Source organism: Pseudomonas sp. PDM28, from assembly GCF_019219115.1.
Taxonomy (GTDB): domain Bacteria; phylum Pseudomonadota; class Gammaproteobacteria; order Pseudomonadales; family Pseudomonadaceae; genus Aquipseudomonas; species Aquipseudomonas laurylsulfatiphila.
Genome location: NZ_JAHUWG010000004.1, coordinates 481227 through 504972 on the forward strand (window position 1 = coordinate 481227; position 23746 = coordinate 504972).

The 23746-nt window shown below is 60.7% G+C and carries 18 protein-coding genes; 13 read left to right on the forward strand and 5 right to left on the reverse strand.

From position 1 onward, the window contains the following. Positions 1-20: 20 nt before the first annotated feature. The 8 genes from rpsR to KW841_RS11535 all read left to right on the forward strand — a co-directional run bounded on the left by rpsR (position 21) and on the right by KW841_RS11535 (position 12796). Entirely contained in the window at positions 21-251 is a 231-nt protein-coding gene (gene rpsR, locus KW841_RS11500; RefSeq protein ID WP_002551829.1) for a 30S ribosomal protein S18, read from the forward strand. A gap of 36 nt (positions 252-287) precedes the next feature. Continuing rightward, complete coding sequence (locus KW841_RS11505) at positions 288-1181, forward strand: hypothetical protein (protein WP_218476035.1); 894 nt, start codon at positions 288-290, stop codon at positions 1179-1181. A gap of 19 nt (positions 1182-1200) precedes the next feature. Next, complete coding sequence (gene rplI / locus KW841_RS11510) at positions 1201-1647, forward strand: 50S ribosomal protein L9 (RefSeq protein WP_007973276.1); 447 nt, start codon at positions 1201-1203, stop codon at positions 1645-1647. Positions 1648-1781: 134 nt separating this feature from the next. After that, positions 1782-3179 (forward strand): replicative DNA helicase, encoded by a 1398-nt coding sequence (gene dnaB / locus KW841_RS11515; RefSeq protein WP_007973277.1) that lies wholly within the window; start codon positions 1782-1784, stop codon positions 3177-3179. Positions 3180-3395: 216 nt separating this feature from the next. After that, positions 3396-5699, forward strand: coding sequence for a YgiQ family radical SAM protein (locus KW841_RS11520; protein WP_218476037.1), 2304 nt, complete (start codon positions 3396-3398; stop codon positions 5697-5699). A 359-nt stretch (positions 5700-6058) separates the two neighbouring features. After that, positions 6059-9331, forward strand: coding sequence for a transglutaminase family protein (locus tag KW841_RS11525; RefSeq protein ID WP_218476039.1), 3273 nt, complete (start codon positions 6059-6061; stop codon positions 9329-9331). 88 nt (positions 9332-9419) lie between these two features. After that, a complete protein-coding gene (locus KW841_RS11530; RefSeq protein WP_218476041.1) occupies positions 9420-11906 on the forward strand; it encodes a circularly permuted type 2 ATP-grasp protein in 2487 nt (828 codons plus the stop codon). Continuing rightward, positions 11906-12796: a transglutaminase family protein gene (locus KW841_RS11535; protein WP_218476044.1), complete on the forward strand. Its 891-nt coding sequence runs from the start codon at positions 11906-11908 to the stop codon at positions 12794-12796. The genes KW841_RS11530 and KW841_RS11535 overlap by 1 nt, the downstream gene beginning before the upstream one ends. A 213-nt stretch (positions 12797-13009) precedes the next feature. Here the strand turns inward: KW841_RS11535 and KW841_RS11540 are convergent, their stop codons facing one another. Beyond that, entirely contained in the window at positions 13010-13189 is a 180-nt protein-coding gene (locus KW841_RS11540; protein WP_007973286.1) for a hypothetical protein, read from the reverse strand. Positions 13190-13257: 68 nt separating this feature from the next. Then, positions 13258-13845 carry a TIGR00730 family Rossman fold protein gene (locus tag KW841_RS11545; protein ID WP_007973290.1) on the reverse strand — a complete coding sequence of 196 codons (588 nt, stop codon included), beginning with the start codon at positions 13843-13845 and terminating at the stop codon, positions 13258-13260. A 344-nt stretch (positions 13846-14189) separates the two neighbouring features. Here KW841_RS11545 and azu point away from each other — a divergent pair, with 344 nt between their 5' ends. Continuing rightward, the gene (azu, locus tag KW841_RS11550) at positions 14190-14636 is read left to right on the forward strand and encodes an azurin (RefSeq protein ID WP_015093240.1); all 447 of its coding nucleotides are present in this window, start codon (positions 14190-14192) and stop codon (positions 14634-14636) included. Positions 14637-14830: 194 nt separating this feature from the next. Here the strand turns inward: azu and nadE are convergent, their stop codons facing one another. From nadE to KW841_RS11565, 3 genes are all read right to left on the reverse strand, one after another. Next, positions 14831-15658 (reverse strand): ammonia-dependent NAD(+) synthetase, encoded by an 828-nt coding sequence (nadE, locus tag KW841_RS11555; protein ID WP_126048935.1) that lies wholly within the window; start codon positions 15656-15658, stop codon positions 14831-14833. A 4-nt stretch (positions 15659-15662) separates the two neighbouring features. Further along, positions 15663-16889, reverse strand: coding sequence for a nicotinate phosphoribosyltransferase (pncB, locus tag KW841_RS11560; protein WP_007973300.1), 1227 nt, complete (start codon positions 16887-16889; stop codon positions 15663-15665). Positions 16890-17081: 192 nt separating this feature from the next. Then, positions 17082-17993, reverse strand: coding sequence for a LysR family transcriptional regulator (locus KW841_RS11565; protein ID WP_218476046.1), 912 nt, complete (start codon positions 17991-17993; stop codon positions 17082-17084). 174 nt (positions 17994-18167) lie between these two features. Here KW841_RS11565 and KW841_RS11570 point away from each other — a divergent pair, with 174 nt between their 5' ends. From KW841_RS11570 to KW841_RS11585, 4 genes are all read left to right on the forward strand, one after another. Continuing rightward, entirely contained in the window at positions 18168-19658 is a 1491-nt protein-coding gene (locus KW841_RS11570; RefSeq protein ID WP_007973303.1) for an aldehyde dehydrogenase family protein, read from the forward strand. Between the two features lie 141 nt (positions 19659-19799). Continuing rightward, the gene (locus KW841_RS11575; RefSeq protein WP_218476048.1) at positions 19800-21083 is read left to right on the forward strand and encodes an FAD-binding oxidoreductase; all 1284 of its coding nucleotides are present in this window, start codon (positions 19800-19802) and stop codon (positions 21081-21083) included. A gap of 364 nt (positions 21084-21447) precedes the next feature. After that, entirely contained in the window at positions 21448-22581 is a 1134-nt protein-coding gene (locus KW841_RS11580) for an ABC transporter substrate-binding protein (protein WP_102698673.1), read from the forward strand. Between the two features lie 250 nt (positions 22582-22831). Then, positions 22832-23746, forward strand: a complete 915-nt coding sequence (locus tag KW841_RS11585) for a branched-chain amino acid ABC transporter permease (protein WP_008048116.1) — start codon at positions 22832-22834, stop codon at positions 23744-23746.

The window sequence follows — 23746 nt, forward strand, 5'->3', positions numbered from 1 at the left end:
CCTTTTAAGGAGCCTATCAAATGGCACGTTTCTTCCGTCGTCGTAAATTCTGCCGCTTCACCGCTGAAGACGTGAAAGAGATCGATTACAAAGATCTCAACACTCTGAAAGCCTACGTATCCGAGACCGGCAAAATTGTTCCAAGCCGCATCACCGGTACCAAAGCTCGTTATCAGCGTCAGCTGGCCACCGCTATCAAGCGCGCCCGCTTCCTGGCCCTGCTGGCCTACACCGACAGCCACGGCCGCTGAGACCGGGCAGTCGACACGTAGCAAAGGATTGAATGCATGCGGGCCATAGCTGAGTTCATCATGCGCGGCCGTATGCAGGCCACTCTGGTAGTGGCTGGATGCGCGGCATTGCCGTTGTTGTATTGGTTGGGTGCTGCCGCCGGATGCCTTGTGCTCCTGCGGCGCGGATTGAGGGACGCCCTGGGCGTTCTTGCTCTGGGACTGCTGCCGGCATTGGCCTGGTGGCTTTACTCCGACGACCCACGGGCACTTCTGGTGCTGCTGGGGTCTGCGAGCCTTGCGTTGGTTTTGCGCGCAAGCGAGTCCTGGAACCGCGTGCTGCTGGTCAGCATAGCGATGGGAGTGGTGTTTTCAGTGGTGTTGGGGACAGCTTTTGCTCCCCAGATCGAGATGCTGGCGCAGGCTTTGATCAAAGTCATGCCGTCGCTACTCGGCGATGTCTACCAGAAGTTGTCGGTAGACGAACAAGCGCGTTTCGCGTCCCTGATTGCACCGGTCCTGACCGGCCTGATTGCGGCATTGTTGCAAATCGTCAGCTTGCTGAGCCTGCTTGTCGGGCGCTACTGGCAGGCGTTGTTGTACAACCCGGGCGGTTTTGGTCGCGAGTTTCGCGCCATCCGCTTCCCGCTGTTGCCGGCGATGTTGCTGCTGGCGTGCATGCTTCTGGGGCCGAATCTCGGACCGCAGATGGCCATGTTGACGCCGTTGTGCAGTGTACCGCTGGTGTTCGCCGGGCTGGCCCTGATTCACGGGCTGGTGGCGCAGAAGCGACTGGCCAGGTTCTGGCTGGTGGGGTTGTACGTGACGCTGTTGCTGTTCATGCAACTGATCTATCCGTTGCTGGTGGTCCTGGCCATCGTCGACAGCCTGATTGATTTTCGCGGTCGTTCGGCACCGAAAGATGCCGATAACGCGAACGGTGAAGGTTAAAAGTTAAGAGGATTTTCACATGCAACTGATCCTTCTGGAAAAAGTCACCAACCTGGGCAACCTGGGTGACAAAGTGAACGTTAAGGCTGGTTACGGTCGTAACTACCTGCTGCCTTACGGCAAAGCTACCGCTGCGACCCCAGCCAACCTGGCTGCGTTCGAAGAGCGTCGCGCTGAGCTGGAAAAAGCTGCAGCAGATCGCAAAGCATCGGCTGAAAGCCGCGCTGCCCAACTGGCCGAGCTGGAAGTGACCATCACTGCCACCGCTGGCGACGAAGGCAAGCTGTTCGGTTCGATCGGTACTCACGACATCGCTGACGCACTGACCGCCTCCGGCGTTGAAGTGCAGAAGAGCGAAGTTCGTCTGCCGAACGGCACCATCCGCAACGTAGGCGAATTCGACGTAGCCGTGCACCTGCACGCCGAAGTTGAAGCCACCGTACGCGTTGTCGTGGTAGCAGCTTAAGCAGCACTTGTCGGCTGGCACCCTCGGGTGCTTGCCGGTAACATCGGGCACGATCCTGTTTACAGGTCGTGCCCTTTGTCTTTCTGGCATCCCAGTTTTTACATTCCTGCTTTCCAAAAAAAAACCAAGTGGCCATGAACGAAATCTTAGCTCCCGAGCAATACGACCTGCAAACCGCCGCGCTGAAGGTGCCGCCGCATTCCATCGAGGCCGAACAGGCCGTGCTCGGTGGTCTGATGCTGGACAACAACGCCTGGGAGCGTGTGCTCGATCAAGTCTCCGACGGCGATTTCTATCGACATGACCACCGTCTGATTTTCCGCGCGATCGCCAAACTGGCCGATCAGAACTCGCCGATCGACGTCGTGACCCTTGCCGAGCAATTGGACAAGGAAGGTCAGACCTCGCAAGTCGGTGGCCTCGGATACCTCGGCGAGCTGGCGAAAAACACGCCGTCCGTCGCCAACATCAAGGCCTATGCGCAGATCGTTCGCCAGCGCGCGACCCTGCGTCAATTGATCGGCATCAGCACCGAAATCGCCGACAGCGCCTTCAATCCTGAGGGGCGCACGGCAGAAGAAATCCTCGATGAAGCTGAACGGCAGATCTTCCAGATCGCTGAGGCCCGGCCAAAAACCGGTGGCCCAGTGGGTGTGAACGAGTTGCTGACCAAGGCCATCGACCGCATCGACACCCTGTTCAACACCGACAACGCCATCACCGGCCTGTCCACCGGCTACACCGACCTCGACGAGAAAACCAGCGGCCTGCAACCGGCCGACCTGATCATCGTCGCCGGCCGTCCGTCCATGGGTAAAACCACCTTTGCGATGAACCTGGTGGAAAACGCCGTGTTGCGCAGCGAGAAGGCTGTCCTGGTGTACTCCCTCGAGATGCCAGGCGAATCGCTGATCATGCGTATGCTGTCTTCCCTCGGCCGCATCGACCAGACCAAGGTGCGTTCCGGTCAGTTGGAAGACGACGACTGGCCGCGCCTGACCTCGGCGGTCAACCTGCTCAACGACCGCAAGCTGTTCATCGACGATACCGCGGGCATCAGCCCGTCGGAAATGCGCGCCCGGACCCGTCGTCTGGTGCGCGAACACGGCGATGTCGGCCTGATCATGATCGACTACCTGCAGCTGATGCAGATCCCGGGTTCCAGCGGTGACAACCGGACCAACGAAATTTCCGAGATCTCCCGTTCCCTGAAAGCCCTGGCCAAGGAATTCAACTGCCCGGTGGTGGCGCTCTCGCAGCTCAACCGCTCCCTGGAACAGCGGCCGAACAAACGCCCGGTGAACTCCGACTTGCGGGAATCCGGAGCGATCGAGCAGGACGCCGACGTGATCATGTTCGTGTATCGCGACGAGGTGTATCACCCGGAAACCGAGCACAAGGGCATTGCCGAGATCATCATCGGCAAGCAGCGGAACGGGCCGATCGGCTTTATCCGCCTGGCCTTTATCGGTAAGTACACCCGATTCGAGAACTTGGCGCCGGGTAGCTATAACTTCGACGACGACGAATAATTTTCGTTGTCTCAGCGGGCCCCATCGCGGGCAAGCCCGCTCCCACAGTGATTTATGGTGTACCTGCTATTTTTGGTATCACCCAGAATCCTGTGGGAGCGGGCTTGCCCGCGATGGGGTCGCCGCAATTTCCGACCACAGCCGTCGGAATTGGTCAAAATTTGTGCTATATTCCGCGCCCGCGAAATTCAATGAAAGCCAACACCGGTTATCGACATGCAAGCAGCCAAGCCGTTATTTGACTATCCCAAGTACTGGGCCGAATGTTTCGGGCCAGCGCCGTTCCTGCCCATGAGCAGGGAGGAGATGGATCAGCTCGGCTGGGATTCCTGCGACATCATCATCGTCACTGGTGATGCGTACGTCGATCACCCGTCGTTCGGCATGGCGATCATCGGCCGGCTGCTGGAGTCCCAGGGCTTCCGCGTCGGGATCATTGCCCAGCCGAACTGGCAGTCCAAAGACGACTTCATGAAGCTCGGCGAGCCGAACCTGTTCTTCGGTGTCGCGGCCGGCAACATGGACTCGATGATCAACCGCTACACCGCGGACAAGAAAATCCGTTCCGACGATGCCTACACGCCGGGTGGCCTGGCGGGCAAGCGTCCGGACCGCGCCAGCCTGGTCTACAGCCAGCGCTGCAAGGAAGCCTACAAGCACGTGCCGATCGTGCTCGGCGGCATCGAAGCGTCGCTGCGCCGCATCGCGCATTACGATTACTGGCAGGACCGCGTGCGCAACTCGATCCTGATCGACGCCAGCGCCGACATCCTGCTCTACGGCAACGCCGAGCGCGCGATCGTCGAGGTCGCCCAGCGTCTGTCCTACGGTCACAAGATCGAAGACATCACCGACGTGCGCGGGACGGCGTTCATCCGTCGTGACACGCCGCAAGGCTGGTACGAAGTCGATTCCACGCGCATCGACCGTCCGGGCAAGATCGACAAGATCATCAACCCGTACGTCAACACCCAGGACACCCAGGCCTGTGCCATCGAGCAGGAAAAGGGGCCGGTTGAAGATCCGCAGGAAGCCAAGGTCGTACAGATCCTGGCGAGCCCGCGCATGACCCGCGACAAGACCGTGATCCGTCTGCCGTCGGTGGAAAAGGTTCGCAACGACGCGGTGCTCTACGCCCACGCCAACCGTGTGTTGCACCTGGAAACCAACCCGGGCAACGCCCGCGCGCTGGTGCAGAAGCACGGCGAAGTCGATGTCTGGTTCAACCCGCCACCGATTCCGATGACCACCGAAGAAATGGACTACGTGTTCGGTATGCCTTACGCCCGAATTCCGCACCCGGCGTATGGCAAGGAGAAAATCCCGGCCTACGACATGATCCGTTTCTCGGTGAACATCATGCGTGGCTGCTTCGGCGGCTGCACCTTCTGCTCGATCACCGAGCACGAAGGGCGGATCATCCAGAACCGTTCCCACGAGTCGATCATTCGCGAAATCGAAGAAATTCGCGACAAGGTTCCCGGTTTTACCGGCGTAATCTCCGACCTCGGTGGCCCGACCGCGAACATGTACCGCATCGCCTGCAAGAGCCCGGAAATCGAATCCGCGTGCCGCAAGCCATCCTGCGTGTTCCCGGGTATCTGCCCGAACCTGAACACCGACCACTCGGCGCTGATCAAGCTGTATCGCAGTGCCCGTGAATTGCCGGGTGTGAAGAAGATCCTGATCGCTTCCGGCCTGCGTTATGACCTCGCGGTCGAATCGCCGGAATACGTTAAAGAGCTGGTGACCCACCACGTCGGTGGTTACCTGAAGATCGCCCCGGAACACACGGAGGAAGGTCCGCTCAACCAGATGATGAAACCGGGCATCGGCAGCTATGACAAGTTCAAGCGCATGTTCGAGAAGTACTCCAAGGAAGCGGGCAAGGAGCAGTACCTGATTCCGTACTTCATCGCCGCCCACCCGGGCACCACCGATGAAGACATGATGAACCTGGCCCTGTGGCTCAAGGGCAACGGTTTCCGTGCCGACCAGGTGCAGGCGTTCTACCCGTCGCCGATGGCCACCGCCACCGCGATGTACCACTCGGGCAAGAACCCGCTGCGCAAGGTCACCTACAAGAGTGACGCGGTGACCATCGTCAAGAGCGAGGAGCAGCGTCGTCTGCACAAGGCGTTCTTGCGTTATCACGACCCGAAAGGCTGGCCGATGCTGCGTGAAGCACTGACCCGCATGGGTCGCGCCGACCTGATCGGGCCGGGCAAGAACCAGTTGATTCCTTTGCATCAGCCGTCGACCGACAGCTACCAGAGCGCCCGTCGCAAGAATTCGACGCCAGCCGGCAGCCATAAAGTGGCCAAGGAAAAGACCACCAAGATCCTCACCCAGCACACCGGTCTGCCACCGCGTGCCAGCGATGGCGGCAACCCGTGGGACAAACGCGAACAGGCCAAGGCGGCGGCGTTCGCCCGCAACCAGCAGGCGGCCAAGGAACGCAAGGACGCGGCCAAGGGCAAGGGGCCGAAGCCGGCTCGCAAGCCCGTCGTACCGCGATAAGCCTCGCCCGCTGAACAGAACGCCAACCTTCGGGTTGGCGTTTTGCATTCCTGGCTTGAAAGGTGTGCAGGGCTGCTGGCCTCTTCGCGAGCAAGCCCGCTCCCACAGGTTTAGAGGCGTTCGCAAAATTTGTGTTCGACTCGGACACTGTGGGAGCGGGCTTGCCCGCGAAGAGGCCGGTTTTGGCGGCGACTATGCAACTGGACGCCACAAATACGTGCAACTCTTGAATCCAATTCTCCGCCTCGCCCGGTTTTGGTGCTGTACTGCCTCAGGCAACCGAAGAAAGCGCCAGCAATGCGCGATGGCATAAGTCTTGCGCGCTTTCCCATACGCTCAAGGCTCGCAGGAGGCACGCCGTGTCGATTCATGTCGCATTGCACCATGTCACGCATTACCGCTATGACCGCGCTGTCGAGCTGGGTCCGCAGATTGTTCGCCTGCGTCCCGCCGCCCACAGCCGCACGCGGATTCTGTCTTATGCGCTGAAAGTCTCGCCCGAGCAGCACTTCATCAACTGGCAGCAGGACCCTCAGGGCAATTACCTGGCGCGGCTGGTGTTCCCGGAAAAAACTGATGAATTGCGAATCGAGGTCGATCTGCTGGCAGAAATGGCGATCTTCAATCCGTTCGACTTCTTCCTCGAACCCTACGCGGAAAAGATCCCCTTCACGTATGCAGCAGATGAGCGCAAGGAACTGGCGCCGTACCTGGAAACCCTGCCCCTGACGCCGAAATTCAAGGCCTATCTGGACGGCATCGACCGCACACCATTGCCCGCCGTGGACTTCCTCGTCGCGCTCAACCAGCACCTGAGCGAAGACATCGACTACCTGATTCGCATGGAGCCCGGCGTGCAGACGCCGGAACATACCCTCGAACATGCCTCCGGTTCCTGCCGCGACTCGGCATGGTTGTTGGTGCAACTGCTGCGCAACCTGGGACTGGCGGCGCGTTTCGTCTCCGGCTACCTGATTCAACTGACTGCCGACGTCAAAAGCCTCGACGGCCCGTCGGGCACTGAGGTGGATTTCACCGACCTGCACGCCTGGTGCGAGGTGTACTTGCCCGGTGCCGGCTGGATCGGCCTGGACGCAACCTCCGGGCTGTTTGCCGGTGAAGGACATATTCCGTTGGCCTGTAGTCCCGATCCGTCTTCTGCGGCGCCGATCAGTGGCCTGGTGGAACCCTGCGAGTGCGAATTCAGCCACGAAATGTCCGTGGAGCGGATTTGGGAAGCACCGCGGGTCACCAAGCCCTACACCGACGACCAGTGGCTGGCGATCCAGGCCCTGGGCCGACAGATCGATGCCGACTTGCTGGAAGGCGATGTGCGCCTGACCATGGGTGGCGAGCCGACCTTTGTGTCCATCGATGACCCGGACGGCGCCGAGTGGAATACCGCGGCACTGGGGCCGGATAAACGGCGGTTGTCCGCCGAACTGTTCCAGCGCATGCGTAAACACTACGCGCCCAATGGACTGGTGCATTTCGGGCAAGGCAAGTGGTACCCCGGCGAGCAACTGCCACGCTGGTCGCTCAATTGTTACTGGCGCCGCGACGGCGTGCCGATCTGGCACAACAGCGCGCTGATCGCCGACGAACAACAAGACTACGGCGCCGATGGCGCGCTGGCCGGACGCTTTCTGGCGAGTGTCGCCGAACGCCTGAAAATTCCGACACGCTTCGTTTTTCCAGCCTACGAAGACAATTTCTATTACCTCTGGCGCGAAGGGATGCTGCCGCAAAACGTCAGCGCCGAAGATTCCCGTCTGGAGGAACCGCTGGAGCGGGCACGTCTGCGCAAGGTGTTCAGCCAGGGGTTGGACAAGGTAATTGGCCAGGTCCTTCCGCTGGCGCGCACCGCCAAGGGCGATCAGTGGCAGAGCGGCCGCTGGTATCTGCGCGACGAGCACTGCCGACTGGTGCCGGGGGATTCGCCGCTGGGCTATCGCTTGCCGCTGGGGTCGCAACCCTGGGTGAAAGCGGCGGAATATCCATTCATTCATGCGCAAGACCCGAATCAGGCGTTCCCGCCGCTGCCTGACACCGGCCAGCTTCAGAGTCAGGGCGCAGCAGTCGCAGAAGACCGCGTGCCAAAAATCGACGAGTCCGCCGACTGGCTGACCCGTACAGCCTTCTGTGCCGAGGCGCGGGAAGGCCGTTTGTACCTGTTCATGCCGCCGCTGGAGCGGGTCGAGGATTACCTTGAACTGGTCGCGGCCATCGAAGCCACCGCTGAAGAACTGATGTGCCCGGTATTGCTGGAGGGCTATGAGCCGCCGAACGATCCGCGCCTGAGCAACTTCCGCATCACCCCGGACCCGGGGGTGATCGAGGTCAACGTGCAGCCGTCCGCGACCTGGGATGAATTGGTCGAGCGCACCGAGTTCCTCTATGAAGAAGCGCGCCAGACTCGCCTGACCACCGAGAAATTCATGATTGACGGCCGGCACACCGGTACGGGCGGCGGTAACCATTTCGTGCTGGGCGGTGCGCCCCCGGGGGACTCGCCGTTTCTGCGTCGCCCGGATCTGCTGCGCAGCCTGATCAGCTACTGGCACAACCACCCGTCCTTGTCCTACCTGTTTTCCGGATTGTTCATCGGCCCGACGTCCCAGGCGCCCCGCGTCGACGAAGCACGCAACGATGCCTTGTACGAACTGGAAATCGCTTTTGCGCAAATGCCCTCACCGGGTGAGGAGTGTCCGCCATGGTTGGTGGATCGACTGCTGCGCAACCTGCTGATCGATGTCACCGGCAACACTCACCGCGCCGAGTTCTGCATCGACAAACTCTATTCGCCGGACGGTGCCACCGGGCGCCTCGGATTGCTGGAGCTGCGTGCGTTCGAGATGCCGCCCCATGCCCGCATGAGCCTGGCGCAACAATTGTTGCTGCGGGCGCTGGTGGCGCGGTTCTGGCGCGAGCCCTATGCACCGCCAAAACTGGCGCGCTGGGGCACGGAACTGCACGATCGCTTCCTGTTGCCGCACTTTATCGAGCAGGATTTTGCCGATGTCATCGTCGACCTCAACGCCGCCGGTTATCCGGTGCGGGCCGAATGGTTCGCCGCGCATCTGGAGTTTCGTTTTCCCAAGGTGGGCGATTACGCCGTCAGTGGTATTGCCCTGGAACTGCGCCAGGCGCTCGAGCCCTGGCACGTGCTGGGCGAAGAGGGCGCCATGGGCGGCACGGTGCGTTACGTGGATTCGTCGCTGGAGCGTTTGCAGGTCAAGCTCAGCGGCTTGCCGCCCCAGCGTTACCTGCTGACCTGCAACGGTATTCCTGTTCCCTTGCAGCCCACCGGGCGTGTAGGTGAATTCGTCGCGGGCGTGCGTTTTCGTGCCTGGCAACCGGCCAACTGCCTGCAGCCGACCATCCCGGTCCACGCGCCGCTGGTATTTGACCTGCTCGATACCTGGATGCAGCGTTCGCTGGGCGGCTGCCAGTACCACGTCGCCCACCCGGGCGGGCGCAATTACGACAGTTTGCCGGTCAATGCCAACGAGGCCGAGAGTCGGCGGATGGCGCGTTTCTTCCGCATCGGACACACGCCGGGGAAACTCCCTGTACCCCATCTGGACATTAACGATGAGTTACCGATGACGCTCGATTTACGACGTTTCTAAACCGTCCGCGACGCTCGGATTTTTCGTATATCCGGGCGTCACGAGCCTGCGCTAGTCTGACCGATCATTGCTGTCTGCCGAGCTTTCCATGCCTGATCTGCTTGACCGCTACCCGCTGACGGCGGGCACCTATCACGAACTGCTCGACGACAGTGGCGCCGTGCGCCCGCACTGGCGCCGGCTGTTCGAGCAGTTGCAACGCAGCACGCCGGCACAACTGGTGCAGCGTCAGGCCCTGCTGACCCGGCAAATCCAGGAAAACGGTGTCACCTACAACGTCTATGCCGATCCCAAGGGCGCTGACCGGCCATGGGAGCTGGACCTGCTGCCCCATGTGATCGCTGCTGATGAGTGGGAGCACTTGTCGGCCGGCATCGCTCAGCGGGCGCGTTTGCTCAATGCCGTGCTGGCTGACCTTTACGGTCCGCAACGGCTGATTGCCGAAGGACTGCTGCCCGCCGAGCTGGTGTTCGGTCACAACAATTTCCTTTGGCCCTGTCAGGGCATCAGCCCGCCTGACGGAGCCTTTCTGCATCTGTATGCCGTGGATCTGGCGCGCACACCCGATGGCCGCTGGTGGGTCACGGCGGACCGTACCCAGGCGCCGTCGGGTGCCGGGTATGCGCTGGAAAACCGCACTATCGTGTCCCGGGCCTTTCCCGAGCTGTACCGCGATATGAAAGTGCAGCACCTGGCCGGGTTCTTCCGCACCTTGCAGGAAACCCTGGTCCGTCAGGCCCCGAGTGACGAGGACGCACCCTTGGTGGTGCTGCTGACACCCGGGCGTTTCAACGAAAGCTATTTCGAACATCTGTACCTGGCCCGTCAGCTCGGTTATCCGCTGGTGGAGGGCGGCGACCTGACGGTGCGCGATGCCACGGTCTACCTGAAGACCCTGAGTGGGCTGCGGCGGGTGCACGCGATCATGCGGCGGCTCGACGATGACTTCTGCGACCCGCTGGAACTGCGCACCGATTCGGCCCTCGGTGTACCGGGCCTGCTGGAAGCGGTGCGGCAGGGGCGGGTGCTGGTGGCCAACGCGCTCGGCAGTGGTGTTCTGGAGTCACCGGGCTTGTTGGGTTTCCTGCCGAAGATCAATCAGTTCCTGTTCGGCGAAGAGCTGATCCTGCCGTCCATTGCCACCTGGTGGTGCGGCGAAGCGCCGGTATTGGCCCAAGCCCTGGAAAAACTTCCGGAGTTGCTGATCAAACCGGCGTTTCCGTCCCAGAGCTTTGCACCGGTATTTGGCCGCGACTTGAGTGAAAAACAGCGCCAGGAGCTCGCCGAGCGCATGCAGGCACGGCCATACGCTTATGTCGCGCAAGAACTTGCGCAACTGTCCCAGGCGCCGATCTGGCAAGCCGAAGACGGTCAACTACAACCCCGGGCCATCGGCATGCGCGTGTATGCAGTGGCCAGCCGCGAGGGCTATCGGGTGTTGCCCGGTGGCTTGACCCGGGTCGCCGCACAAGCCGATGCCGAAGTGGTGTCGATGCAGCGCGGCGGCGCCAGCAAGGACACCTGGGTACTGGGCGATCGTGCGCCCAGCGGCGAGCAATGGAAGGCCCAGCGCAACATCGGTGTGCATGATCTGGTGCGGCGCGACCCGTATCTGCCATCGCGGGTGGTGGAAAACCTGTTCTGGTTTGGTCGTTACTGCGAACGTTGCGACGACAGTGCCCGTTTGCTGCGCATCATGCTCGCGCGCTATGTCGACGGCGACGACCCGCAAGCCTTGCAGGCCGCAGTCGATCTCGGCGAACGGTTGATGCTGCTGCCCGATGAGGGCGAATTACCCGAACGCCTGTTGGCGGCATTGCTCGGTGACGACTGGCCGTTCAGCCTGCGGTCCAACCTGCAACGCTTGCAGTGGGCCGCTTCGCAGGTGCGCGGCAAGCTCTCGCGGGAAAACTGGCAGGCGCTGGTGGAGTTGCAGCGTGAAGCCATGGAGCTGGAAACCGAAGAACCGGACTTCGGCGAGTTGCTGGATTTCCTCAACCGCCTGGTGATGTCCCTGGCGGCGCTGTCCGGTTTTGCCCTGGACGACATGACCCGGGACGAAGGCTGGCGTTTCCTGATGATTGGCCGGCGGATCGAACGCCTGCAATTTCTCAGCGGCAGCCTGGCGGCGTTCCTGCGGGGCGCCGGGGTTTTCGATCAGGCCGGGCTGGAATGGTTGCTGGAACTGGGTAACAGCAGCATCACCTACCGCTCGCGCTATCTGGCGGTCGCGCAGCTGATTCCGGTGCTCGACCTGTTGTTGCTCGACGAGCAGAACCCTCACGCCGTGTTGTTCCAGTTGAAACTGGTGACGCGCACCCTCAAGCGTCTCAACGACGACTTTGGCGTACCGCGTGAAACAGTACTGCCGCAATTGGTCGAGCGTCTGGCGCGATTCGATCTGGGGTGCCTGGAAAACCCGTTGTTCGGCGACGCCAGTGTTCGCGCCGCCATCGAAGGGCTGGCCGCACTGTTGCAGGAGATCGCCGATGCCAGCGGGCAAGTCTCCGATCGCCTGGCGCTGCGGCATTTCGCCCATGTCGACGATGTCAGCCAGCGCACGGTGTCCGTCTGATGAGCGCCCACTACCAGATTTTCCACGACACTCATTATCACTACGACAGCCCGGTGTCCCTGGCCCAGCAACTGGCACATTTGTGGCCGCGGCCTTGTGCCTGGCAGCGCTGCACCGACCGGCAATTGCAGATCAGTCCGCAGCCGACCTCGCGTCGCGATGAGCTGGATGTATTCGGCAATCCGCTGACCCGGCTGGCATTCGAGCGTCCCCACGATGAGTTGCTGGTCAACGCCAGCCTCACCATCGAAGTGTTGCCCCGACCTGTGCCGGATTTCAGTGGGTCTGCGGCGTGGGAACACACACGAAGCGCGCTGACCTACAGCAGCCAACCGTTGTCGCCGGAATTGCTCGAAGCCTGTCGATACCGGTTCGAATCGCCGTATGTGCATTTGAAGAAAAACTTCGTCGAGTTCTCGCAAAGCTGTTTTCCACCCGGTCGACCGTTGTTGCTCGGCGTGCAGGCGCTGATGGAGAAAATCTACAGCGAATTCACCTTCGATGCTGAAGCTACCCAGGTGGCGACGCCGCTGGTCGAAGTGCTGGAGCGCCGACGCGGGGTCTGTCAGGACTTTGCTCACCTGATGCTCGCTTGCGTGCGTTCCCGTGGATTGGCCGCGCGTTATATCAGCGGCTACCTGCTGACCCAGCCACCACCGGGCCAGCCACGGCTGATCGGTGCCGATGCGTCTCACGCCTGGGTCTCGGTGTTTTGCCCGATGCTGGGGTGGGTGGATTTCGATCCAACCAACAATGTGCAGCCGGCACTGGAGCACATCACCCTGGCCTGGGGCCGGGATTTTTCCGATGTGTCGCCGTTGCGGGGGGTAATCCTGGGAGGAGGTAACCACGACCCGGAAGTTCGGGTCACCGTGATGCCACTGGATTAACGAAAATCAACTGTGGGAGCGAGCTTGCTCGCGATAGCGGTGTGTCAGTCAGTTTGATATTGGATGTGCAGCCTTCATCGCGAGCAAGCTCGCTCCCACAGGGAATTACGGTGTGTTTGAGTCATACGATTGGCCTGTGAGGATCGGCAGCCAAGCTGCCAATCCATTACACAGATCCGGTGGGCCAGATCAGATCAACCGGCCCGGAGGTTCTCAGGCGTCGGGCGCCGAGTCTTTCGGTGCATCAACATCGTCTTCTGCCGCCACTTCACCCTCAGGGTTCAGTGCCGCTTCTTCAGCTGTAGCTTTCTTGCGCTGAAGCTTTTCCTCTTTCTTCTGCTCCTTGGCCAAGTCTCTCTGACGTTTGGCGAAGGAATAATTAGGTTTAGCCATGGGCGATCCTCTGGGGTCGAAGGTGAGGTTGAGCGGCGCATATTCTGCCCTGTATCGGTACCGAGCCGTTAGCTGGGTTTTTGCTCGGCCCACTTTGGCGCTACGGACGGTTGCCAGGCATCCAGCGCATCGAGCAGGTTTTGCGGCGATTCGCTCACCTGCAGCATGTCACGGTGCTGCCCGCGAACGAAGCCTTCGCCGACGATGTGATCAAGAAAAGACGTCAATTTGCTGTAGAAACCGTTCACTTCCAGCAATCCCAGCGGTTTGCCGTGGTAGCCGAGCTGGCCCCAGGTCCAGACTTCGAACAGTTCTTCGAGGGTGCCAAGGCCACCGGGCAACGCGATAAAGGCATCGCTGAGTTCGGCCATCCGCGCCTTGCGTGCGTGCATGCCATCGACAACTTCCAGGCGGGTCAGGCCGCTGTGGCCGATTTCCTTGTCCTTGAGGCTTTGCGGGATGATGCCGATCACTTCACCGCCGGCCGCCAGGGCCGCATCAGCGACTATGCCCATCAGCCCGACGGCGCCACCGCCATACACCAGGGTCAGCTTGCGTTCGGCCAGAGCCCGGCCAAGGGCCACGGCGGCTTCGCGGTAAGCCGGGTGGGTGCCGGTGCTGGCGCCACAAAATACACAAACGGATGTTAAAGACATGCCTTGCTCCATGGTCGATCAGGGCCACAGAGTAAAGGCAGGCGCGCGTCACTCCAAGGGCTAGACTTGGTGTTTTGGCGTTTCGTACGTACCGCTGGCGCCGCAGGCGTAGGCGGCCAGCAAACTGCACAACAGGCTGTTGATCGACATGACAGGCATTCCATTTGAAGGGGGACGGCCTGATGATAGGCCCGGGCCAGACACTTGGCCGGTAGATATTTCGTATTGGTGCCATAGCGCGAAAGTTGTATACAATTTTTGATTCAAGTCATATGAACTTGCGAAGTTTTCAGGCAGTCTTCTGTTTATTCGCGATTTCGCTAACCCTGCCTTGGAGATTCACCATGTTTGCCAAACTTGTTGCGGTATCCCTGTTGACACTGGCCAGCAGCCAACTGATGGCTGCCGAGTGCAAAGTCACTGTCGACTCCACCGACCAGATGTCTTTCGACACGAAGGCCATTGAAATCGACAAGAGCTGCAAGACGTTTACCGTGGAACTCAAGCACTCCGGCAGCTTGCCGAAGAACGTCATGGGCCATAACTGGGTGCTGAGTAAAGAAGCCGACATGCAGCCGATCGCCACCGATGGCCTGAGCGCCGGCATCGACAAGAACTATCTGAAAGAAGGCGACGCCCGTGTGATCGCCCACACCAAGATCATCGGCGCCAAGGAAACCGACTCGGTGACCTTCGACGTGTCCAAGCTCGCGGCCGGTGAAAAGTACGGGTTCTTCTGCTCGTTCCCGGGCCACATCTCGATGATGAAAGGCACGGTTACCCTGAAGTAATCAGGTACACCGCGTCATCGTTCTTCGCGAGCAAGCCCGCTCCCACAGGTACCGCTTAACCGTCAGACGGCGCGGTCAAAATGTGGGAGCGGGCTTGCCCGCGAAGGGGCCAGAAGCATCGGCGCATGTTTTGGCCCAAGAAAAAGCCCGCTGAAGCTCAACACTTCAGCGGGCTTTTTTCATTCACTCACGCCTCAAGGCGCAAACGGCATCACCCGCTTGTGATGGGTCTTGTTGTAGGTGTCGCAAATGATCTTGAACGCTTCCTCCCGCACCGGATGGCCGTGCAGGAACGCGTCGATCTCGGCATAGGTCACGCCGTGGGAGGCTTCGTCCGGTTTGCCGGGCGACAGGTCTTCAAGGTCCGCCGTCGGGACTTTTTCCACCAGCGATTCCGGCGCGCCGAAGCTGCGGGCGATGGCGCGGACCTGGTTTTTCACCAGACCGCTCAGTGGCGCCAGGTCGCAGGCGCCGTCACCGAACTTGGTGAAGAACCCCATCACCGCTTCCGCCGCGTGATCGGTGCCGATCACCAGGCCATGGGCCGCGCCGGCGATGGTGTACTGGGCGACCATGCGCATGCGCGCCTTGGTGTTGCCGAGCACGAAGTCCACCGACACTGCATGTTTGCCTTCGAAGGCCGCCACTTCATTGGCCAGGGCCTTGACCGCCGGGCCGATGTTCACGGTGTGGCGCTCGTCCGGCTTGATGAAATCCACCGAAGCCTGGGCGTCGTGTTCATCGAACTGGGTTTCGTAGGGCAGGCGCACGGCAATGAATTTGTACGCGGCATCACCGCTGCGCTGGCGCAGTTCACGCACGGCTCGTTGGGCCAGCAGGCCGGCGGTCAGGGAGTCGACACCGCCACTGATGCCCAGGACCAGGGTCTTGAGCCCGGAGTTGACCAGGCAGTCCTGAATGAAGGTCACCCGCCGGGCGACTTCGGCCTCAAGGGCGGCTTCGTCGGCGAATGGCGGCTGGACCTTGAGCTGTTCAGCAATCTCACGCTGTACGGCTTGCATGAATTCACTCCTTGCTTGATGGACTTGAAAGGGCGGCAGGTACTTGGAAAACGTGTCGCAAGTACGCGACGAAATTCGGGTCTTTGCAGTGCGTCTTGCCGGGCTCGTCCGAGATCTTCGCCACCGGCTGGCCGTTGCAGGCGGCCATTTTAAGCACGATGCTCATCGGTTCGACACCCGGAATATCACAGGTCAGGTTGGTGCCGATGCCGAAGCTGACATTGATCCGACCGCGCAGCGCCCGGAATATCTCCAGGGCTCTGGGCAGGGTCAGGCTGTCAGAGAAGGTCAGGGTCTTGCTCATTGGGTCGATGCCGAGCTTGTGATAGTGGGCGATGGCTTTTTCCGCCCAGACCACCGGATCGCCCGAGTCGTGGCGCAAGCCGTCGAAAAGCTTGGCGAAAAACAGATCGAAATCGCCGAGGAAGGCATCCATGGTGATGCAGTCGGTCAGGGCAATCCCCAGCAGGCCACGGTATTCGCGGACCCAGCAATCGAGTGCGGCGATCTGGCTGTCGATCAGCCGCGGGCCGAGCTGCTGGTGGGCCATGATCCATTCGTGGGCCATGGTGCCCAGGGGTTTCATGTCCAGCTCCCGGGACAGGTGCACGTTGCTGGTGCCGACAAAGCGTCCGGGGAAGTCGTGCTTGAGCACATTCACGACTTCTTCCTGTACGCGATACGAGAAGCGGCGGCGCGTGCCGAAATCGGCCACCTGCAACTCGGACAACTCATCGCTGCTGGCGTTGGCGCTCAGCCAGTCGAACTTGCGGTAAAGCTGCTCGCGGGCCTGCTCCAGCACGACTTCGCGATAGCGATAGCGATTGCGTACCTCGCTGACCAGCGCCAGCAGCGGCACTTCGAACAGGATCACATGCAGCCAGGGGCCGCGCAGGCGGATGACCAACTCGCCGTTTTCGATACCGGTGTGGAGGTAACGCAGGTTGAAGCGAAACAAACCGAGAAAGCGCAGGAAATCCGGCTTCAGGAAGCTGATGCGTTCCAGAAAGCTCAATTGATCGGCGCTCAGGCTCAGTTCGGCCAGGCGCTCGATCTGGAAACGGATCTCCGCCAGGTAGGGGCGCAAATCCTCGCCGTTACGGCAACGAAACTCCCATTCGACTTCGACGTTGGGGTAGTTGTGCAGCACCGCCTGCATCATCGTCAGTTTGTAGAAGTCGGTGTCGAGCAGGTTCTGCACGATGCGATCGGCAAACACACTCTCGCTCATAACGGGGGTTCTCCACATTGAATAGAGCTAGTGGCGCACAACGGTGGTGGGGATTGCCAGCAATTTTTCAGACTGCACCAGATCCTTGTGGGAGCGAGCTTGCTCGCGATAGCGGACTGACAGGCAATTCAAGTATTGAATGTAATGACGCCATCGCGAGCAAGCTCGCTCCCACAGGGATTGTGAAAAGGCTCAATGTTGTGGAGCCTCCGGGCTATCAACCTGCTCCAGCATCCACTTCACAAAGTCCCGCACCTTCGGCACTTCCGCCGAGTGCTCCGGGTACGCAAGGTAATAGGCATCGCTGCTGGGCATTGCATGCTGCCAGGGAATGACCAGCTTGCCGTCCGCCAGTTCCTCTTCCACCAGAAAGCGCGGTAGCAGCGCCACGCCGCAGCCAACCTGGGCGGCGCGGATGCACATGTAAAAGGTTTCGAAACGCGGGCCGTGGTAGCTGTGCTCGGTGTGGTAGCCCTGGTGGTCGAACCAGTCATGCCAGGCCTGGGGGCGGGAGGCGTTTTGCAGCAGGACCAGGTCGGTCAGTTGCGTCGGGTCGGTGAACGGCGTGTTCGGCAGGCTACCCGGGGCGCACACTGGCACCAGCTCTTCGCCGAACAGCTTCAGGCATTCGGTGCCGGGCCGCGAGCCCTGGCCGAAGTAGAACGCCAGGTCGCTGCGACCTTGCAGCAGGTCGTCGGCTTCCTGTTCGCTGCACAGGTCCAGATGGATCGACGGGTGCCGCAGGCGCCAGCCTTTCAGGCGCGGCACCAGCCAGCGGGCGCCGAAGGTGGGCGGCGTCGAAACCCGCAGGACTTCGGTTTCGCCACCGTAGGAACGCAGGTAATGGGTCGACATCTCGACCTGAGTGAGGATTTTTCGCACCTCGACCAGGTACAGATCGCCGGCCGGCGTCATCTGCAGGCGTCGGCGCACCCGGCGGAACAGCAGGTGCTGCAACAACTCCTCGAGTTGCGCGACCTGTTTGCTCACGGCGCTCTGGGTCAGGTTCAGCTCTTCGGCAGCCCGGGTGAAGCTCAAGTGCCGGGTGACGGCTTCGAAGCACTGCAATGCAGCGATCGATGGCAGGTAGCGTTTATTCAGCATGGGCGGTCCTTGGTTCTTGTTTCTTATTGCCAGCAATGCACAGCATGAATAAACGGAATGATATCTCTCTTAAAGGTCGTTTGTTGAGTAACCTCCGGGCAGCTAAAACTACAGGTCTGATCAGCCGTGATTTTCCGGCTGCACGTGTTCTGTCTTTTGCTTGAGGAGTGACCCATGGTTGCCGCATTGCTTGATCGTCTAGGTGTGAACCCGGCCCTGTACCAGAACGGCAAAGTGCCGGTGCATTCGCCGGTCGATGGCAGCAGGATCGCCGCCGTGAACTGGGAAGGCGCGGCTGAAGTCGAGCAGCACATCAGTCGCGCAGATCATGCGTTCGAACTGTGGCGCAAGGTTCCGGCACCGCGCCGTGGTGAGTTGGTGCGTCAATTCGGTGAAGTGCTGCGCGAATACAAGGCCGACCTCGGCGAGCTGGTGTCCTGGGAAGCCGGCAAGATCACTCAGGAAGGCCTGGGTGAAGTTCAGGAAATGATCGACATCTGCGACTTCGCCGTCGGCCTGTCCCGTCAACTGTACGGTTTGACCATCGCTTCCGAGCGCCCTGGCCACCATATGCGTGAAACCTGGCACCCGCTGGGCGTTGTCGGGGTGATTAGTGCCTTCAACTTCCCGGTTGCGGTCTGGGCCTGGAACACCACGCTGGCGCTGGTGTGCGGTAACCCGGTGGTGTGGAAACCGTCGGAAAAGACCCCGCTCACCGCGCTGGCCTGCCAGGCGCTGTTCGACCGCGTCGTGAAGAACTTCAGCGATGCGCCTGCGAATTTGTGCCAGGTAGTGATCGGCGGTCGCGATGCCGGCGAAGCCTTGGTGGACGACCCGCGCGTAGCCCTGATCAGCGCCACCGGCAGCACCCGCATGGGCCGCGAAGTGGCACCGAAAGTGGCCGCGCGCTTTGCCCGCAGCATTCTCGAACTGGGCGGTAACAACGCCATGATCCTCGGCCCGAGCGCCGACCTGGACATGGCCGTTCGCGCGATCCTGTTCAGTGCCGTCGGCACCGCCGGTCAGCGATGCACCACCCTGCGTCGACTGATCGCTCATGAATCGGTGAAAGAAGAAATCGTCACCCGCCTGAAAGCCGCGTACTCGAAAGTACGTATCGGCCATCCGCTGGAAGGCAACCTGGTCGGCCCGCTGATCGACAAGCAAAGCTTCGACAACATGCAGGATGCGCTGGAGCAGGCGTTGAGCGAAGGCGGCAAGGTCTTCGGCGGCAAGCGTCAGTTGGAAGACCAGTTCCCGAACGCCTACTACGTTTCGCCGGCCATCGTCGAAATGCCGGAGCAGAGCGACGTCGTGTGCCACGAAACCTTCGCCCCGATCCTGTACGTGGTCGGCTACACCGACTTCCAGGAAGCGCTGCGCCTGAACAACGCCGTGCCACAAGGCCTGTCCTCGTGCATCTTCACCACCGATGTGCGTGAAGCCGAGCAGTTCATGTCGGCGGTGGGCAGCGATTGCGGCATCGCCAACGTCAACATCGGCCCGAGCGGTGCGGAAATCGGTGGCGCGTTTGGTGGCGAGAAAGAAACCGGTGGCGGTCGCGAGTCCGGCTCCGATGCATGGCGCGGCTATATGCGCCGCCAGACCAACACCGTGAACTATTCGCTGGAGTTGCCGTTGGCGCAGGGCATCACGTTCGATTGATTGTAGGAGCGAGCTTGCTCGCGATGATCGTCAACGATAACGCGGGCTTGCTGTTTAAACGCGTTGCCATGACGTTTTTCGCGAGCAAGCTCGCTCCTAAAGTGATTTGTGTGTTGGTTAGGTTTCTGTTGGAGTCTGGCAATGCCGTTACGCGAAGAGTGTCTGTGGGAAAAACTGACGCCGCAGAGGCCGGACAATTCGGCCCTCAAGGGTGAGGTCACGGTGGATGTCTGCGTCATCGGCGCCGGGTTTACCGGTTTGTCGGCGGCGGTGCATCTGCTGGAGCAAGGCAAGACCGTTTGTGTGCTGGAGGCCCATCGTGCCGGCCATGGTGGTTCGGGGCGCAACGTCGGGCTGGTCAATGCCGGGATGTGGATTCCCCCGGACGAGATCGAAGCAGGGTTCGGCGAGGCGGTCGGCAGCCAGCTCAACCGCATGCTGGGCGCGGCGCCATCCCTGGTGTTCAGCCTTGTCGACAAATACAACATCGATTGCCAGTTGCGCCGCGAAGGCACGCTGCACATGGCGCATAACGCCCGTGGCGAAGCCGACTTGCGCAGTCGTGAAGAACAATGGAAACGTCGCGGTGCGCCGGTAGAGCTGCTCACCGGTCAGGCCTGCGAGCAAGCCACCGGCACGAAAAAGATTGCCGCAGCATTGCTCGATCGCCGCGCCGGCACGCTCAACCCGATGGCCTACACCACCGGGCTGGCCAAGGCGGCCATCGGCCTGGGCGGTCAATTGTTCGATCATTCCCCGGTCACCCGGCTCGAACGTCAGGGCCAGCGCTGGTCGGTGCAAACCGCCCAGGGTTCGGTGATGGCCGAGAAAGTGGTGATTGCCTCCAATGCCTACACCGAAGGCGACTGGACGGAACTGCGGCGCAATTTCTTCCCCGGTTATTACTATCAGGTGGCCTCGGTGCCGCTGACCGAAGAAGCTGCCCGGCAAATTCTGCCCGGAGGCCAGGGTTCCTGGGACACCCGACAGGTGCTCAGCAGTATCCGCCGGGATAAAGACGGTCGCCTGTTGCTTGGCAGCCTGGGGAATGGCAATCAGAAGCCGACCTGGTTCCTCAAGGCCTGGGCCGACCGGGTGCAGCAACACTATTTCCCGTACCTCAAACCGGTGGAATGGGAATGCACCTGGACCGGCCGCATCGCCTTTACCCCCGATCATCTGATGCGCCTGTTCGAGCCAGCGCCCGGTTTAGTGGCCGTCACCGGTTACAACGGGCGGGGCGTGACCACGGGAACGGTGGTCGGCAAGGCGTTTGCCGATTACCTGTGTAACGGAAATCCTCAAGCGCTACCGATTCCTTTCGCGCCCATGCAGCCATTGGCCGGGGTGGGGTTGCGCAGCTGTCTGTACGAGGCGGGATTCTCGCTGTATCACGCAGGCCAGTGCCTGCGCATCGTGATCTGAATATTGATTTTTGCAGGGCGCAAGCGGCGCTTTTTCGATCTACAGCTAGCCTGTAGTGGTGCGGGTTGTAGCAGTCTCGCACCAGCAGTGTGCACTTCGGTGACGCACGTTGTTACAGGCTGGTTGCACGTCGTTTAAAGCCACGGTTGCAATGATGGCGCAGGCGGGTTGCGCCTCAAAAAAATAATGGTTTTACCTTCCGCGGTTTAGACGGTTGCACGCCCAATGAAAATGGGCCCGAAACAGTCGAAATAACAAGAAAGCAGCGACTTTTTTAAGAATAAAAAACCGATGGCACGGCCCTTGCTCTGAGCATTCATTGAAGTCGCAGTGCCAATTAAAAAAAACCATGGAGCACCACCTCATGTCCCAGACGTTTTACAAGAAAGGCTTTCTGGCCCTCGCAGTGGCAACTGCGCTGGGTGTTTCTGCGTTTGCTCAGGCTGACATCAAGATCGGCGTAGCGGGACCAATGACAGGCGCCAACGCGGCATTTGGCGAACAGTACATGAAGGGTGCGCAAGCGGCGGCCGATGCGGTCAACGCGTCGGGCGGGGTCAACGGGGAAAAAATCGTACTGGTCAAGGGCGATGACGCCTGCGAACCGAAACAGGCTGTGACGGTCGCCAAGGACCTGACCAACCAGAAAGTCGCCGGCGTGGTCGGTCACTTCTGCTCCTCGTCGACCATCCCGGCCTCCGAGATCTACGACGAAGCAGGCATCATCGCCATCACTCCAGGCTCCACCAACCCGGCTGTGACCGAGCGCGGCCTGAGCGCCATGTTCCGTATGTGCGGGCGTGACGACCAGCAAGGCATCGTGGCCGGCGACTACATCGTCGACGTGCTCAAGGGCAAGAAAGTGGTCGTGCTGCACGACAAGGACACCTACGGTCAAGGCCTGGCGGATGCCACCAAGGCTCAGCTTGAGAAGCGTGGCGTGAAGCCTGTGCTGTATGAAGGCCTGACCCGTGGCGAGAAAGACTTCAGCACCATCGTGACCAAGATCCGCGGCGCTGGCGCTGACGTCGTCTACTTCGGTGGCCTGCACCCGGAAGCCGGTCCTCTGGTGCGTCAACTGCGTGAACAGGGCCTGAAAGACGTCAAGTTCATGTCCGACGACGGCATCGTGACCGACGAACTGGTGACCACCGCTGGCGGTCCGCAATTCGTTGACGGCGTGCTGATGACCTTCGGCGCCGACCCACGCCTGCTGCCAGACAGCAAGACCGTGGTAGACGCCTTCCGCAAGGCCGGTACCGAGCCTGAAGGCTACACCCTGTACGCCTACGCTTCGGTCCAGGCCCTGGCGGCAGCCTTCAACGGCGCCAAGTCCAACAAGGGCGAAGAAGCGGCCGCATGGCTGAAGAAGAACCCGGTCAAGACCGTCATGGGCGAGAAGACCTGGGACAGCAAGGGCGACCTGAAAATATCCGACTACGTGGTTTACCAGTGGGACAAGGACGGCAAATACCACCAGCTGGAAAAACAGAAGTAAGGGCTGACTCGATCACCTGAACCCCACTGATTCCCTGTAGGAGCGAGCACGCTCGCGAAAAACGTCAACGATGACGCGTGCTTGCTGGTTCAACGCGTTGTCCTCAGGTTCTTCGCGAGCAAGCTCGCTCCTACAGGGGGCGGTGGTGGCCAGCCTGATCGTGGTTGTCATTGCTCCGACGTATATCTGTATTTTCCTTAGAAGAACCGCACAGCCACATGTGCAGGTTCTCATTGCGTGAGATTGCGTTATGGATGGTATTTTCCTGCAGCAACTGGTCAACGGCCTGACCCTCGGGTCGGTCTATGGCCTGATCGCCATCGGCTACACAATGGTCTATGGCATCATCGGCATGATCAACTTCGCCCACGGCGAGGTTTACATGATTTCCGCTTACCTCGCGGCAATCAGTCTGGCTCTGCTGGCTTACTTCGGTATCGAATCTTTCCCGCTGCTGATGCTTGGCACACTGATCTTCACCATCGTCGTCACGGCGGTGTATGGCTGGGTCATCGAGCGTGTCGCCTACAAACCCCTGCGCAACTCCACTCGACTCGCACCGCTGATCAGTGCGATCGGCATCTCTCTGATCCTGCAAAACTACGCACAGATCTCCCAGGGCGCGAAGCAACAAGGCGTTCCGACGTTGCTCTCGGGTGCCTGGCGCGTTGATATCGGTACCGGTTTCGTTCAGTTGACCTACACCAAGGTCTTCATTCTGGTCGCCGCGTTTGTCGGGATGGCCGCGCTGACCTACATCATCAAGTACACCAAGCTCGGCCGCATGTGCCGTGCAACCCAGCAAGACCGCAAGATGGCTTCGATCCTGGGGATCAACACCGACCGGGTGATTTCCTACGTGTTCATCATCGGTGCAGCGATGGCGGCCCTGGCCGGCGTGCTGATCACCATGAACTACGGCACATTCGACTTCTATGCCGGCTTCATCATCGGGATCAAGGCGTTCACCGCCGCGGTGCTCGGCGGGATTGGCTCACTGCCCGGCGCAATGCTCGGCGGGATCATTCTCGGGATTTCCGAGTCGCTGTTTTCCGGTCTGGTGAACTCGGACTACAAAGACGTTTTCAGCTTCTCGCTGTTGGTCCTCGTTCTGGTCTTTCGGCCTCAAGGCCTGCTCGGCCGTCCTCTTGTGTCGAAGGTGTAA